The organism is Pseudomonas sp. JAI111, from assembly GCF_024809425.1.
Taxonomy (GTDB): Bacteria; Pseudomonadota; Gammaproteobacteria; order Pseudomonadales; family Pseudomonadaceae; genus Aquipseudomonas.
In genome coordinates, this window is the sequence record NZ_JANUCB010000009.1 from 130,257 (window position 1) to 144,421 (window position 14,165).

Annotated in this window: 15 protein-coding genes; 5 read left to right on the forward strand and 10 right to left on the reverse strand. The window is 57.3% G+C overall.

The window, feature by feature from the left end; all coding sequences use genetic code 11:
* Positions 1-96 precede the first annotated feature (96 nt).
* Entirely contained in the window at positions 97-414 is a 318-nt protein-coding gene (locus HNR03_RS24610) for a DUF6966 domain-containing protein (RefSeq protein WP_259156356.1), read from the reverse strand.
* Positions 415-641: 227 nt separating this feature from the next.
* Here HNR03_RS24610 and HNR03_RS24615 point away from each other — a divergent pair, with 227 nt between their 5' ends.
* Complete coding sequence (locus tag HNR03_RS24615) at positions 642-1,385, forward strand: carbonic anhydrase (protein ID WP_259156358.1); 744 nt, start codon at positions 642-644, stop codon at positions 1,383-1,385.
* A gap of 147 nt (positions 1,386-1,532) precedes the next feature.
* Positions 1,533-1,862 carry a GIY-YIG nuclease family protein gene (locus HNR03_RS24620; protein WP_259156360.1) on the forward strand — a complete coding sequence of 110 codons (330 nt, stop codon included), beginning with the start codon at positions 1,533-1,535 and terminating at the stop codon, positions 1,860-1,862.
* Here the strand turns inward: HNR03_RS24620 and HNR03_RS24625 are convergent.
* Positions 1,828-2,337 (reverse strand): hypothetical protein, encoded by a 510-nt coding sequence (locus HNR03_RS24625; RefSeq protein ID WP_222587585.1) that lies wholly within the window; start codon positions 2,335-2,337, stop codon positions 1,828-1,830. The two genes, HNR03_RS24620 and HNR03_RS24625, sit on opposite strands and share 35 nt — an antisense overlap.
* Positions 2,338-2,662: 325 nt before the next feature.
* The gene (locus HNR03_RS24630; RefSeq protein ID WP_259156364.1) at positions 2,663-3,889 is read right to left on the reverse strand and encodes an MFS transporter; all 1,227 of its coding nucleotides are present in this window, start codon (positions 3,887-3,889) and stop codon (positions 2,663-2,665) included.
* 139 nt (positions 3,890-4,028) lie between these two features.
* Here HNR03_RS24630 and HNR03_RS24635 point away from each other — a divergent pair, with 139 nt between their 5' ends.
* Positions 4,029-4,937 (forward strand): LysR family transcriptional regulator, encoded by a 909-nt coding sequence (locus HNR03_RS24635; protein ID WP_259156365.1) that lies wholly within the window; start codon positions 4,029-4,031, stop codon positions 4,935-4,937.
* Between the two features lie 9 nt (positions 4,938-4,946).
* Here the strand turns inward: HNR03_RS24635 and HNR03_RS24640 are convergent, their stop codons facing one another.
* Positions 4,947-5,765 (reverse strand): SDR family oxidoreductase, encoded by an 819-nt coding sequence (locus HNR03_RS24640; protein ID WP_259156366.1) that lies wholly within the window; start codon positions 5,763-5,765, stop codon positions 4,947-4,949.
* 159 nt (positions 5,766-5,924) lie between these two features.
* On the opposite strand from HNR03_RS24640, the gene HNR03_RS24645 reads away from it, so the two are divergent.
* Complete coding sequence (locus HNR03_RS24645) at positions 5,925-6,869, forward strand: GlxA family transcriptional regulator (protein ID WP_259156367.1); 945 nt, start codon at positions 5,925-5,927, stop codon at positions 6,867-6,869.
* A gap of 87 nt (positions 6,870-6,956) precedes the next feature.
* Here HNR03_RS24645 and HNR03_RS24650 read toward each other — a convergent pair whose 3' ends face one another.
* The 6 genes from HNR03_RS24650 to HNR03_RS24675 all read right to left on the reverse strand — a co-directional run bounded on the left by HNR03_RS24650 (position 6,957) and on the right by HNR03_RS24675 (position 12,964).
* Positions 6,957-8,168 carry an MFS transporter gene (locus HNR03_RS24650; protein WP_259156370.1) on the reverse strand — a complete coding sequence of 404 codons (1,212 nt, stop codon included), beginning with the start codon at positions 8,166-8,168 and terminating at the stop codon, positions 6,957-6,959.
* A 9-nt stretch (positions 8,169-8,177) separates the two neighbouring features.
* Positions 8,178-8,897 carry a hypothetical protein gene (locus HNR03_RS24655; protein ID WP_259156371.1) on the reverse strand — a complete coding sequence of 240 codons (720 nt, stop codon included), beginning with the start codon at positions 8,895-8,897 and terminating at the stop codon, positions 8,178-8,180.
* Positions 8,898-9,230: 333 nt separating this feature from the next.
* Positions 9,231-9,569, reverse strand: a complete 339-nt coding sequence (locus HNR03_RS24660) for a hypothetical protein (protein WP_259156372.1) — start codon at positions 9,567-9,569, stop codon at positions 9,231-9,233.
* Between the two features lie 238 nt (positions 9,570-9,807).
* Positions 9,808-10,572 carry an alpha/beta fold hydrolase gene (locus HNR03_RS24665; RefSeq protein ID WP_259156375.1) on the reverse strand — a complete coding sequence of 255 codons (765 nt, stop codon included), beginning with the start codon at positions 10,570-10,572 and terminating at the stop codon, positions 9,808-9,810.
* A gap of 293 nt (positions 10,573-10,865) precedes the next feature.
* Positions 10,866-11,972: an alkene reductase gene (locus HNR03_RS24670; RefSeq protein WP_259156376.1), complete on the reverse strand. Its 1,107-nt coding sequence runs from the start codon at positions 11,970-11,972 to the stop codon at positions 10,866-10,868.
* A 239-nt stretch (positions 11,973-12,211) separates the two neighbouring features.
* Positions 12,212-12,964 carry an SDR family oxidoreductase gene (locus HNR03_RS24675; RefSeq protein WP_259156377.1) on the reverse strand — a complete coding sequence of 251 codons (753 nt, stop codon included), beginning with the start codon at positions 12,962-12,964 and terminating at the stop codon, positions 12,212-12,214.
* Positions 12,965-13,277: 313 nt separating this feature from the next.
* Between HNR03_RS24675 and HNR03_RS24680 the strand changes: the two genes are divergently transcribed.
* Positions 13,278-14,165, forward strand: a complete 888-nt coding sequence (locus HNR03_RS24680; RefSeq protein ID WP_259156603.1) for a LysR family transcriptional regulator — start codon at positions 13,278-13,280, stop codon at positions 14,163-14,165.

Sequence of the window (14,165 nt, forward strand, 5' to 3'; positions counted from 1 at the left end):
GCTGCCGTGTGGAGAGTTGGGTTCATTTATCGCCATCCAAGGTGTGATGCGAAGGGAATACAAGCTCGGCTGCGGTGGCAATTGTCAGGTGCCTGATTAAGCTTGAGAACGCTTTATTGCGTTGGCGAGCTGCTCGGCTCTATTGCGCAATTCAATGAATTTTTCGTTTAGCTCGACGTGACCTGGCTTCCAGAAAAGGACGCCATCTTCATAGCTTTGACCAAGAATGAGATCATTTAGTGAGCCCATTCCCCCATAGGCTGACAGTAGATACGCAATCCCAGAGAAATCAGAGGCCAACAATCGGGCTCTTGCCTTATGCATCCAAAAGCTCCAGTGGGTATCTCCATCGCTTTGAAGCACGAATACAAGCTGATCAAGAACGCAGATAAGTTCTTCAGTTTTCGGTCCCACTTCTCGACACCGTCCCTTTTTTTACATTTTTTTAATCCAAAGCGCTGGCATCTTCACCTAGGGCAGCAGCCTCATTTCCCTACTCCTTGTTGCGAAACAATGACGATGATCGCAGTGAATACCGTAAAAGACAAAATAAGGAGGCTCCAACTTGTCCGCTTTGCTTGCGAGTCTTTCCAGGGCTTCTACAGTTAATGGTTCCAATGCCACGATCCAGGAGTTGAAGAATGAAAAATTCTAACCCGCAGCTCCCATCCCGCCGCATGCTGCTCAAGCGCGGAGCTGCCCTTTCTGCATTAACGATTACTGGCATTGGAATGGCCGGGTTAACCGTGCCTTCAGTGTCTTTTGCCGCAGCGCTTAGCAAAGAAGAGCGGGATAAAATGACGCCGGATGAGGTCATTGAAAGCCTGAAATCTGGCAACCTGCGTTTCCGTAAAGGCAAAATGCAGCAGCATGACTATTTGGCGCAAAAGCGCGCCAGTCAAGAAGGACAGTATCCGTCAGCGGTAATTTTAAGCTGTATTGATTCGCGTGCCCCGGCGGAAATTCTTCTAGATGCAGGGATTGGTGAAACTTTTAACTGCCGCGTGGCTGGCAATGTGCAAAACGAAGACATTCTCGGCAGTATGGAATTTGCCTGTGCTCTGGCAGGAGCCAAGGTCGTAGTGGTGATGGGGCATACCTCCTGTGGTGCGGTGAAGGGTGCCATCGCCAATGCCGAACTTGGAAACTTGACTGGATTGCTGAACAAAATCAAACCAGCAATTGATGAAACGGTATATGCAGGTAAACGTACGGCTGACAACTATGAATTTGTCGATTCCGTTGCACGCACCAACATCAAGATGACGCTGGCCGATATCCGTAAACACAGCCCTACCCTGAACAAGCTCGAGCAGGATGGAAAAATAAAAATCGTAGGCGCTATCTATAAGCTTGTGGGTGGAGAGGTTGAGTTCTTTAGCTGAATAAAAAAAGGGGCCAGATTTATTTTCCTAAAAATACGGACAAAAAAGGGGACAGATTTATTATCCTAAAAATAAATCCGCCCCCCCTTTTTCAATGTGCTACGCACATAAAATCATCACCATCAACAATTATAATTTAGGTTATTTATGAAAGATCATTACACCACAGGATATGTCTACTTCCTCCAGGCTGGAGATGATTTGGCTATAAAAATAGGTACGACTATAGAGCCATTAGAAAAACGTATTCTTCAATTACAAACTGCAAATCACCGCAAACTGAAGTTGGTCGGCGCTATAGATTTAAGGAAGGCTACAGGACTTATTACGCCCGGCAGAATAGAATTTTCAGTTTTAGCAAAACAGAGAGAAGCAGAAATACAGACTATGTTTTCAAATTCGCGCATGCATGGCGAATGGTTCGACATAACTGACGACCTTCTTAGCTATATCGAGCAGGTATCCAACGTAGACTGAAGGAGCATCGATCGACACTGGCCGATGGAAGCCCAATAATTTCCAAGTTAAATCTACTGAGAAGCCCAGTTTCCGGCAGATTATAGCGATTATTGTCTCTGATTAATGTGTAGTAGTTTGAGACCGCTCGCTCCAACAAATTGCGAGCCTCCATCTTTGGATCGAAGGTTACATATTCGCCATTCCCCTTGTCCATGTGCTTCGTTTGATTCTTCGGGTGATTGATGGCATCTCTGATGTTTTTGGGATTTGACGCCACTCCGTCGTTTAAAAGCTTGGAAAACTCCACTGCACCGGACACCAGGCTTTTCAAGGATGACTCTCCCTCCCTGCGCTCAACATAAACGCCAAGAATTTCCTCAGCACCGCCTGCAAGATGCAGCGCCGCAAAGTAGGAGCTTCCCTCGTAGTACATGCGCAGGGCTCGATCCAATAGTTCGACTGCGACTAGAAGCTTCTCCGTAGTCTCGCGCATCCGACTACTCCAAGGTTATATCGTCTGTTTTGGCCAATTGCTTCCCTTCAATACCTACTCCGATGCCATGAGTATAGCGAGGTTCATTTTGATGAACTTCTCGTTTTTATCGATCGGTTGCAACGCGGAGCGGACATTGCCGCCTACCTCGTCCGATCCTAAAAATAAATCCGTGCCCTTTTTTCGTGCCAGCGCGGCACTCGCATGCTCCAGCAAAGCGCGCTGCACCTGGTTCTGTTTCAGCAGGGATTTAGCCGAGGACAGTAGGAAAAAAGGGACGGATGCAGGAGCAGAGAGGTCTGCTCCTGCAGATATCTGATTGGCCTTACCGCACCCCGACATCCGCGCTTGCCTGGCGGCGTGGCGCGCCGAGCCAGTGGATGGCCAACGCGATCAGCCCAAGCGCAATGCCAAAGACCACGATGCCCGACCAGCCGTAGCGGCTCATCAGCCAGCCGCTGATGGTCACGCCCAGCGCGCCGCCGAGGAAGGTGGCCGTCATGTAGAGGCTGTTGATGCGGCCCTGTGCTTTGGGATCGACTGCAAAGGCGCGAGTCTGGTTGGACACCAGTCCCGACTGCACGCCGATATCGAGAACGATGACGCCGATCACCAGGAAAATAATCGAGGTCTGCGCCCCGGCGAGCAGCAGGAACGCCAGGGTAACGATGCCAATACTGGCGCCGATCACCGTTCGCGAACCCATCCGGTCAGTGGCGCGACCACCCAGTGAAGCGGCAAGCGCACCGGCTGCCCCGATGATGCCGAAGCTGCCTGCCCACGCGCTGCCAAGGTGCCAGGGACCATCGCTCAGGAGCGCAGCGAGGTTGACCCAAAAGGCGTTGAAACACGCCCACAACAGCGCCTGGACAATCATTGATTCACGGATCGGCCGATTGTCGCGCACCAATGGCCAGAGCGACGCGAGCAGCTTTGCATAGGACAGGTTAGTGGTGGGCACGCCGCGCGGCAGGAGCATCGCCGCGGCGATAAACACCGGGATCATGAACGCAGCTTCCACGCCGTAGACCGCGCGCCAACCCCAGGCCGCTCCCACCACGCCGCTGATCGTGCGGCCAAGCAGAATGCCAACCATGATGCCGCTGACCACGGTGCCGACCGAGCGCCCGCGTTCTTCCGGCCGCGACATCACCGCCGCGAAGGGGACGAGTTGCTGGGGCACGCAACTGACGACGCCAAGGCCAAAGGACGCCGCAATCAGCGCCCAGATGCCGGGCGCAAACGCCGCCGCGAGACCGAATAAAAAGGCCACCGCGATCTGCCCAAGCACCAGCTTGCGTCGATCAAAACGGTCACCCAGCGGCAACAGAAAAGCGAGCCCGAAGGCGAAGCCGAGCAGCGCTGCGCCGGCGACCAGATCGACCGTCGTCAGGTCGAGCCCCAGGCCCGACGAGATCAACGGCAGGATCGGCTGGGTGGCGTAGATGTTGGTGATCACCGCGCCGGCGATGATCGCCATCATGATGATCTTGCCGCGCGACGCTATCGCGGGCGCAGGGGAACTAGCAGATGTATCGGGCTGGCCGCTCACGGCGCTCTCCTTTCAATCTCCCCAGTATGTGCAGCGGGACGCCGCGGGCCGGAGGTTAGGCTTGAACCTTACCGACTCGCATTTATCAAGAGAATCCCATAGGATCGGGAAGCATCCTTCCAGTATTTGGTAGAGTTTGATGAACCGTCTTGAATCCATGTCCATCCTCATCGCCGTCGTTGATGCGGGCAGTCTGTCGGCGGCCGCACGTCATCTCGGCATGCCCCTGACCACCGTCAGCCGCAAGGTGGCAGAACTGGAAGCGCATCTGCATACACGCCTGCTGCATCGGACGACGCGACAGCTTTCGTTAACCGAGGCCGGCGACTCCTACGTGGCGGCCTGCCGACGCATTCTCGAAGAGATTGGCGAAGCCGAACGCGCGGCGACGGGTGAATACGCCAGCCCTAAAGGCGAACTGGTGGTCACCGCCCCGGTCGTGTTCGGGCGCTTGCATGTGGTGCCAGTGGTGGCGGAATTTCTCGCGCACTATCCAGAGATCGACATCAACCTGGTGCTGACCGATCGCGTCGTGCATTTGATGGACGAACACGCCGATGTCGCCGTGCGAATTGGCGAACTGCCCGACAGCATGCTCATGGCGACGGAAGTCGGAACCGTGCGCCGGGTCGTCTGCGCGAGTCCGGCCTACCTGGCAAGCCATGGCGTGCCGACCACACCACAAGATCTCGCCGGGCATGACTGCATCACTTTCGAAGTCCTCGCGTCCATGCGCGCCTGGGTGTTTGGCGCTGGCAAGTCAGAGCTGTCCGTGCCGATGCATTCACGGCTCACCGTCAACGCCGCCGAAGCGGCTATCGCCGCAGCGATTCTTGGGGTGGGCGTGATCCGTGTGCTGTCCTATCAGGTCGCAGACGCAGTACGAAACAAGCAACTGAGCATCGTGCTCGATGAATTTGAATCGGCGCCCTTGCCCATCAACCTCGTGCACAAAGGACAAACGCCGCTGCCGTTGAAGCTGCGCGCGTTCTTTGATTTTGTGACGCCGCGGTTGCGGGCTCGAACGTCGCGGGGAATGTGGCAGTGACGACCACGTTCAATGGAGCAGGTGTGCAGGCGCCACGTTGCTGGACCCGCCCCCTACCCCGCTGAACAATTCCATCCGGGCGGCCACGAAGGCATTCCATGCCACCCGATGGGCAAAGGTCGGTAGCGAGATGGCTACTCCAGAATCAAAATCCTCCAGCGCTGCGTCGACGATGGCCACTGCGCTCTGGTATCGGATCGGCGGTAACCCCGCATACAAAACGGCTTGGACACGCACGGCGACATTATTGAAGCGCTGTTGCAGCGTGTCGGATAGCGAGAGCAGAAAAGCGCTACTCGCCGATTCAATGGCAGCGCCGGAACTCGCTTCGAACACCGGCACCAGGTTGATCACTGTTCCGATGTCACGTTTTACAAAACCATTTGCCAAGGCATACGACAAGCACACGGGCGCCGTCACTCCCAAGGCGATTGTCGCCCCTATCTCATGTTCCTCCGTGATGTCGTGATGGTTGATCAGCAACGTGATGCTGGCGTCCTGGCTTAACACGCCCTCAATGCGGACCACTTCGGCAGACACTGCCAAATCCGCGTTCAACACTTCAATCGACCGACCGCTGGAGTCAGTGAGCGATGCAGCGAGTGTCATTAATCGCGGCCGATCTGCCGCAATCAAAATCAAGTCGTAACCCCGCTGTGCCAGTCGATGGGCGAACGCTGTGCCTATTGCGGTATCTGCGCCGGTTATAACGGCCGTGCCTTTATGAGACATGCGGTTTGCTCCAAAGGCGGGTGCATGGAATACGGTCAGAGTAGAGAGCGCCTTAGTGTGGGTAAAGGCCGTAAAACCATCGTTTTCGGCCTTCACGTGCGCCGGCCTGACTGATTTACCCGGCACAAAACGCTAACCCCCTGGCGAAATCGCGGTTCTGCTTGCAGTCCCGCGATTTTCGCGCATGCTTGCGTTTCGCATGTCAGCAGAATCCATGCCTCAAACCAGCGTTCAACTGGGCGAACGGGAGTCTTTATGCAAAGTGTGGCGTTGATCGTACGGCCCGATTTTCAGGTGATGAGCCTGGCTGCGCTTTCGGCTTTCGAGTTTGCCAACCTGGCTGCGGGTGAAAAACTCTATGACATCAGCGTGCTCTCCGAGCATGGCGGCCTGGTCGCCAGTTCGCTGTTCACCTCGGTTGATACGCAGCAGTTCAACAAGACTGAGTTCGATACCATCTTGATCAGCGGCGCAATGGATCGCAGTTCGGCGTCGAACGGTATTCACTCCTTTCTGATTGAAGCCAATGCCAATTCACGGCGGGTAGGCGCTTTGTGCGTCGGCGCTTTCGCGCTTGCCGAGTCCGGATTGCTCGATGGGCGTCGCGCCACAGTGCACTGGGCTCGCGCCAAGGAAATGCGCGACAGATTCCCCGCAATCAAGGTTGAAGAAGATCGCATTTTCATCATCGATGGCAAGATCTGGACCTCGGCGGGCATGACCGCTGCGCTCGATTTAACCATCGGTATGGTCGAGAAGGATTACGGTGCCGCGCTGGCCCGAACCGTCTCGCAGCGGCTGGTGCTTTACCATCGCCGTGCGGGTGGGCAGTCCCAGCATTCGGCGATGCTGGAACTGAGTCCGAGCTCCGACCGCATTCAGCAGTCGCTGGATTTCGCTCGAAAAAACCTGCGTCGCGACCTTTCCGTAGAAGACCTGGCGGATGCGGCGTGCTTGAGCCCTCGGCAGTTCAGTCGAAGCTTTCGCGAGCAGACCGGAAGCTCCCCCGCCAAGGCCATCGAAAACCTGCGACTGGAGGCCGCCCGCTTGATGATCGAACAGGGCCGTCTAACGCTCGAAGCAGTGGCTTCGGAGACCGGCTTTGGCGACCGCGAACGTATGCGCCGGGCCTTCCTGCGCGTATATGGCCAATCCCCGCAATCGTTGCGCCGGACCTTCGGTTCTAACGCCGACGTATAAGCGTCTATTTTTTCGCAGCAGAACAACGGCGGCCATTGGTCGCCGTTATTCATTCTTGGAACACAACTTTTTGAGCGTGCAGACTATTTAATTTGAAGGCTGAAGTTGCGGTGCAGGTCGGCGACCGGATGTGTAGGCCAGGATCAAGGCCGTTGCTGTGCAGAGGGCACTGACAAAGCCTAGGTTGGTCAACGAGCTGTAGTGCAATGTCAGGGAGCCAAGACCCGCACCCAGTGAGAAACCGAGGTACATGAAGGAAGCGTTGAGCGACAACACCACCGGCGCGCTCGCAACGCCAGCCACGCCGACCAGCGTGGTTTGTTGGGCAGGATAAAAAGCCCAGTGCGCCACGCCCCAGGCAGCGATGGCGAGAACAATCGGCACAATTACAAACTGTTTGTCGATAAAGTGCGGCGCCAGCGACAGGACGACGAACGCGGTAGTGGATGTCGCCAACGCGGGCAGGATCACTGCGCGCGGACCTTTGCGGTCTACCGTTCGGCCGCTGATGGCCAGGCCGATTGCGGCTGAAACACCCCAGCCAAATAGCACGAAGCCTATCGCCGGGCCATTTATCAGGGTGGTGGCCTCCAACAGCGGAGCGAGGTAGGTGTAAGTGGTGTAGCTCGCCATCGCCCACAACGTAGTGATCAATAGCGTATGCAAAACCGCAGGTTGAGCCGCAGTTGAAATGCGCTGGCGCAGGCTGGCAGTAGCGAGTCCGGTTCCTATCTCGCGTGGAAGGCCTATCAGCAAACCGGCAACGGCCAGCGCGGCAATGATCGCGACGCTGCCGAACGTGGCGCGCCAACCCATTGCCGCCCCCAGCACGGTGCCCGCCGGAACACCCAGGGCAATGGCGAGCGACAGGCCACCGTTGACGATAGCGATGGCGCGGCCTCGCTGTTCAGGCGGCACGACCACGCTGGCCAGTGCGTTCGCACCAGGTACATACACTGCCGCTGCGAGCGCCAGCACCAGTCTCGCGGCCATCAACGACCAATATCCACTGGCCGTGAAGGCCAGCAGATTGGCCACTGCAAAGAGCGCCATGGCACCGATCAGCAGCCTGCGCCGGTTCAGGTTCCCGGTCAGCGCCGCCAGCACTGGAGAGCTCAGTGCATAGGCCAGCGCAAATACAGTGACCAACTGGCCCGCCGTGGCAACGCTGACGTCAAGATCCTTGGCCATGCCGGGAAGCAGGCCCGCGATCATGAAGCTTTCGGTACCGACGGCAAACGTGCCTAAGGCCAGCCAATACAGCGGCCGGTTGCTTTTGATGAATTGAGTTGAGTTCATGGTATTCGATTAGCTGAAAATGAGCTTGCTGAAGTCCAGCGACACAAGCAAAGGCTCGGGGATTTTTTGCCCCGCTTCGTCGTAGGCGTAGATACGGCGTTTGGTCGGCATCATCAGCCCCTGTACTTCGCAGTAATCACTGACGTAGTTAGCGCCGGTCGCTCCGCCAAGAATGTCGACGGTGTAATCATGGCGACGCATCAGGCCATCCGGACCGAAGTGGGTGATCTGCTTGCGGGTATGGCTCTCGATATGATCAGGAAAGGTGACTTCCAGACGCCGCCATACTTCGCCGTTCTCCTTCCATGGCTCGATCTCCCTGGATTCGAAGCCGGGGTAGGTGTAGAGAAAAGGTGAAGTCAGGTAGGTCCACAACGCTTCGCTGGCAAAATAGGCCACATGCAGCGGGTCCCAAGGGCTTTCCAGGGTATGGCCCACGAAGGAGTCGGCGGGCTGGTCGCGTTGTTCGACGATGATTCCATCGAGGGTTTCCAGGGTCAGTTGACCTGGCAGGAACACACTGCGTTGGTTCGATCCGGCGAAGGGCGTAATGCTCAGGCGCTGGGTCTGGGTCTCGATATCCAATTCTTTATCGAACAGCTGACCCGGCTGCTGCTTGAGGTGCCAGATAGCACCATCGATCGAAACGTTGGCCCGCAGTTTTGCGAAGCTATTCCAGCGATCCAGGCCACCGTGGGCCTCAACGGCGAAAGCGAGTAGATCATTCATCAGGCGTGCTCCGAAAAGAAGTTTTATATCGATGCGCAAGGGTTGCGCCGGACCGGCGACTCAGCGTGCGGCGCGAAGCAACAGTCAGTAATAACTTCTGGCCGAGGCTCACCGTGAGGAGTGCGGAACTTCAACTGCTCTGCGCTGCTCATGGGAAGTATCTTGGGCTTTATAGGTTTGGGGCATCGGTCGAAAAACCGTCATTTCAAGCCATTGTGCGTTGACCGAAAAAGTCGCTTTTTTGGGCGCGAGCCAAAGCCCCGCAGCGACCACAAGTGTCGCTGAAACGAGAGGGTAGAAAGGGATGGAGACTAACGCTACTGTGACGCAGCTTCAGACGGTAAGGCCCTGACAGCTGAATTCCATCCGGTAGACAAACGATGAGCGCAGATAACCGATCAGCGCCTGCAAGGTGGCCGATTCAAAGTGCTCGGCCATCGCCAGAGGACAACTCCAATCACCCTGAATCAGCAGGGTGTGACGGTCGGCGGGATCCAGGGCGAGTGCATAACGAGAGCAGTTCGGTAGTACAGCCATGCTGTCGATAAAACCGCTGATCTGTTGGGCGAGGTCGGACGGGCTTGCGCGCCGCAGCTCAACAACGATGAGGTGACTCGCCTGGGTCTGCTGACCAGCGTGTAGGGCGTCGTTATTCTGAAGATGAGTGGTCATCGGTTAGCTCCTGCTGTCTGTTGTCCATGATCGGTATCGGCACCGGACTTCCCCGGCGCATTGACCGGTGTTGGCCGCGCCATTTCCCTACCCTCCTCTTCCCGGTGCCTCGCAGGAGCAAGATGTCTTGCAAGTGCGCCGGGGGCCATGAGGGCCAGCGGTCTGCCGCACGGTAATAATGCCCTGCTGCGTTTGCAACAGGGCCTTGAAGGGTCATCCCGGGAGTGACGTGGGCCTGTTACTTTGGCAGGGCTGCCAACGCCGCTTTTTCGATCACCGCAGCCACTTCTTTCGGGTGCGAGATATACACCGCGTGGCTGGATTTGACTTCTGTCACCTGAGCCGCGGCACGGGTGTACATGAAGCGTTCCAGATCAGGATTTATAGCCCGGTCCTGGGTGGCGACGATGGCCCAGCTCGGCTTCGACTTCCAAGCCGGCGAGGTAATCTTCTGGCCGAAGTTGGCGCCGTTGGTCAACACCTGAGACAACGCCATAAAGTGGGTGAGCTTTTCCGGCAGGTCGGCGGCAAAGTCGGCGCGAAACTTGTCCGGCGCCAGGTAAACGAAACCGTCCGCCGTCGGGGTAATCGCCGTCGAGGCCGCCGGCATTTTGTGCAGCAATTCGCCCGCCGCTTCACCCGCGTCCGGAGCGATACCCGCGACGTATACCAACGAGGCAACCTTCGGATCGGTACCGGCCTGGGTGATCACCACACCGCCATAACTGTGTCCGACCAATACCGCCGGGCCATCCTGCAAGGCCAGCGTACGCTGGACCGCTTTTACGTCGTCATCCAGCGAGGTTTCCGGCTCTTGCACGACCGATACATGAAAGCCGTCCTTTTCCAAAATCTCCGTGACACCACGCCACCCGGAGCCGTCGGCGAAGGAGCCGTGTACCAGCACAACGTTGTGGATCGCGGTCGCCGGCGTAGCCGCCATGGCGTAGCAAGACGCAACGGTGGAAGTTGCCATTAACAGTGCAGCGGATAAAAACTTCATCGATGCTTCCTTTTATCAAGTGTGGGTTAAAGATGTAGCGTGCTTGTTCACGGCGGCGCGTCGAGCGATGAAGCTGAAGATAAACGCCACCGAAACTCAGGTTCTTTGTTGCTGTGCCATGGGTCCATATTAGGGAGCGGGAGCAAGGCTCACAGGACGAAATACCGGCATTTCGAGCCATGTTTTGTCCTTTTTTGCCGGGTTCACCAGAGCTCGTGTACAAACAAAAAAGCCCCCATGAGGGGGCTTCGTTTGGGCTCTCGGCTACAGCCGTTCGCGCTCGGCGAAAGAGGTTACGCAGTCGCTTCTTCTTTATAGAACTCGTAGTCGGTGTAACCCACTTCGGTACCGCCAAAGAAGGTCGGACGGTCATACGCGTTCAGCGGCAGGTTGTGACGCAGGCGTTCCGGCAAGTCCGGGTTGGCAATGAAGTGGCGACCGAAAGCCACCAGATCGGCGTCGCCAGCCTGAAGGATGGCCTCGGCGGATTCGCCGTCAAAGCCACCAGCGGCGATGATCACGCCTTTGTAGTGTTTGCGCATCAGCTGGGCAGCGACCGGCGCCGGGTCGGCATTCTCGTCCTCGATGTTGCCCAGGATGCGCGGTTCGATCAGGTGCAGGTAAGCCAGGTTCAGCGGCGCCAGTTGTTGCGCGACGTAGGTGAACAGGCCTTCTGGATCGCTGTCGCCCATGTCACCCCAGGTGCCGCTCGGGCCGACACGTACTGCCACCCGATCACTGCCCCACACCGAAATCAGCGCGTTGGTCACTTCCAGCAGAAAGCGTGCGCGGTTTTCGAACGAGCCGCCGTACATGTCGGTGCGCTTGTTGCTGTTGTCCTGCAGGAACTGGTCGATCAAATAGCCGTTGGCACCATGCAGTTCCACGCCGTCAAAACCGGCTTTCACGCCACGCTCGGCAGCGGTGCGGAAGTTTTCTACCAGGTCTGCAATCTCTTCGATGGTCAGGGCGCGGTTCGGGGTATTGGGTACCCAACCTTCGGTGGTGTAGGCAACGCCGCCGTGCAGGACTTCCGATGGGCCGACGGGGATGCTGTTTGCAGGCTGCACGTCGACATTGGATTGGCGACCGGCATGATAAAGCTGCAGAAAGATCTTGCCGCCTTTAGCGTGCACGGCGTCAGTGACATGTTTCCAGCCCGCGATCTGGCTGTCGTCGAACAGGCCAGGTGCGCCGAGATAGCCGTTGCCGTTTGGCGCGGCGATGGTGGCTTCACCGATCAGGAAACCGCCTTCGGACGTGCGCTGGGCGTAGTACTCGGCCATCAAGGCGCCAGGACGAGCGCCCTCTTCGGCACGCATGCGGGTCAGTGGTGCCAATACAATGCGGTGGGCGAAGGTGAACCGCCCGACTTTAACTGGGGAATGAAGTTTGGACATGGTTGCCTCGATTGAAGTGTATGTGTAGAGCCATTGGATATCTGCCCGGGTCGATAGCCATGTGGGCTTTCGGGGTTGGGGCGCGTGGCATCAGTAAAGGTGATTTTCCGGAGTGGATAAATGGGCCGTGTTTCCCAACACTTCGGACTTTTTGGCTGTAATGCTGGCGATCATGGAGATCGAACTGTCGATGTCCGGACAACGGCGCCCGCACTCATGCAAGCGCCGTAGGGTCCTTATCAGGCGTAGAGTTCCGATACCTGTGTGTTGAACTCAGTGACAAAGGCGTGTTCATCCGCCCCGGCATTAGCGCGCATTGGCTTGGCCCGCTCGACCAGGATTTCCACCGCGTCCGTGCCCAGCACCGCTATCGTCTCGGCAATGAACTCATCCAATGGCATCGCCAGCTCCACTTCGGAGCTGTTCATCAACTCGGTACGTACCCATGGTGGCGCGATTTCCAGCACCTTGACCGAGGTATCGCGCAGCATGAAGCGCTGTGACAATGCGTAAGAATGCAGCGCCGCCTTGGTGGCGCTGTAAACCGCCGTCAGCGCCATGGGCACGAATCCGAGTACTGAAGAGGTGTACGCCACATAAGCGTCATCGGCCTTCTTGAGGTGCTCGATCAGCGCCGATGTCATGCGAATGGGGCCCATCAGATTGGTGGTAACGGTCGACGCCAGCAATTCGTCATCGACCTGGCCGGCCGCTGTGTCCGGCAACATGATCCCGGCGTTATTGATCAGCACGTTGAGCTGCGGGAATTCGCTGATCAACTGTTTCGCGACCGCGGTAATACTGGCCGGATCGGTAATATCCAGTTCGACTGCGTGCATCCCCGGGTTGGCCCCAACGACGGCTTCCAGATGGCCTTTGCGCCGACCTGAAATAATCACCTGGTTGCCCAGTTTGTGCAGTGCTTCGGCCAGCCCACGGCCAATGCCAGAACCGCCGCCGGTGATGAAGATGGTGTTTTGAGTAAGTTTCATGGGTAAGTCCTCTGAGATTGCGGAAATGCAAAACGTGAATAATTGAGGAAAAGGGCGGGTTGCCCGTGCTGTGAATACAGGGGCTATGCTAGGCGCGAACAAAAAAGCGCATGGGTCGAAATACCGACGTTTCAGGCCATTCGACGGCTGCACGATTGGCAAACTCAAATGCAGAGCGTGCAGCCAGACTGGGACGTCACGTCAGGTTCATGAAAGTTAACGGCACCCATGAATAGCCGATGTCCCTTCACAATCTCCCCGCCCGCCTCTACTCTGCATCAACCCTCCCTCCGCACCGAGCACACTTCAAATGATGGACAGCCTCAGCGGCATTACGGCCTTCATTCATGTGGCCGAAACCCGCAGCTTTACCGAAGCCGGTCGACTGTTGGAAATCTCCTCATCAGCAGTGGGCAAGAGCGTGGCGCGCATGGAAGAACGCCTGGGTGTGCGGCTGTTCCATCGCAGCACCCGCAGCGTCACCCTGACCACCGAAGGCGAGCTGTTCCTGGACCGCTGCAAACGTATCCTCAGCGAAGTGGAAGCGGCAGAAATGGAGCTGCTGGAGTTGTCCGCCACACCGCGCGGCAAGGTGCGTATCAGCGTGCCGATTCAGAACGTGTTGATCATGCCGGTGCTGGCCGGATTCATGCGCGCCTACCCGGACATCGAACTGGACGTGGACATGTCCGACCGCATGGTCGATGTGATCGAGGAAGGTTTCGACGCGGTGATCCGCACAGGCGCACCGCAGGACTCGCGGCTGATGGCGCGCAAGTTGGGCGGCTACCAATTGCAGTTGGTGGCATCGCCGGCGTATCTGGAACGCCATGGCGACCCGACGCACCCGGACGATTTGATCCGCCACGTGTGCCTGCTGCACAAGTTTCCAGCCACGGGAATGATCGAGCGCTGGCCGCTGCGCGTCGGCGACACGCACATCGAGCCGAACCTGACGCGGGCCTTGACTTGCACCACGATGGACCCGCTGACATACCTGGCGATCGATGGGGTGGGGATTGCCTGTCTGCCGGATTTTTCGATCCGTGAACCGTTGGCCGACGGCAGGCTCAAGGTGGTGCTGGAGGATTACACCGACCACACCGGCAACCTGTGGATGCTCTGGCCTGCATCGAAGCAGACAGCACCGAGGTTGCGAGTGTTGATCGACTTTTTCAAAGACAACATTCTGAAAGGCTGA

What these genes read in the sequence shown, in the direction of transcription:
- HNR03_RS24615 (WP_259156358.1), top strand. Translation starts at nt 642, where the DNA reads ATGAAAAATTCTAACCCGCAGCTCCCATCCCGCCGCATGCTGCTCAAG.
- HNR03_RS24620 (WP_259156360.1), top strand. Translation starts at nt 1,533, where the DNA reads ATGAAAGATCATTACACCACAGGATATGTCTACTTCCTCCAGGCTGGA.
- HNR03_RS24625 (WP_222587585.1), bottom strand. Translation starts at nt 2,337, where the DNA reads ATGCGCGAGACTACGGAGAAGCTTCTAGTCGCAGTCGAACTATTGGAT.
- HNR03_RS24635 (WP_259156365.1), top strand. Translation starts at nt 4,029, where the DNA reads ATGAACCGTCTTGAATCCATGTCCATCCTCATCGCCGTCGTTGATGCG.
- HNR03_RS24645 (WP_259156367.1), top strand. Translation starts at nt 5,925, where the DNA reads ATGCAAAGTGTGGCGTTGATCGTACGGCCCGATTTTCAGGTGATGAGC.
- HNR03_RS24650 (WP_259156370.1), bottom strand. Translation starts at nt 8,168, where the DNA reads ATGAACTCAACTCAATTCATCAAAAGCAACCGGCCGCTGTATTGGCTG.
- HNR03_RS24655 (WP_259156371.1), bottom strand. Translation starts at nt 8,897, where the DNA reads ATGAATGATCTACTCGCTTTCGCCGTTGAGGCCCACGGTGGCCTGGAT.
- HNR03_RS24660 (WP_259156372.1), bottom strand. Translation starts at nt 9,569, where the DNA reads ATGACCACTCATCTTCAGAATAACGACGCCCTACACGCTGGTCAGCAG.
- HNR03_RS24665 (WP_259156375.1), bottom strand. Translation starts at nt 10,572, where the DNA reads ATGAAGTTTTTATCCGCTGCACTGTTAATGGCAACTTCCACCGTTGCG.
- HNR03_RS24670 (WP_259156376.1), bottom strand. Translation starts at nt 11,972, where the DNA reads ATGTCCAAACTTCATTCCCCAGTTAAAGTCGGGCGGTTCACCTTCGCC.
- HNR03_RS24675 (WP_259156377.1), bottom strand. Translation starts at nt 12,964, where the DNA reads ATGAAACTTACTCAAAACACCATCTTCATCACCGGCGGCGGTTCTGGC.
- HNR03_RS24680 (WP_259156603.1), top strand. Translation starts at nt 13,278, where the DNA reads ATGGACAGCCTCAGCGGCATTACGGCCTTCATTCATGTGGCCGAAACC.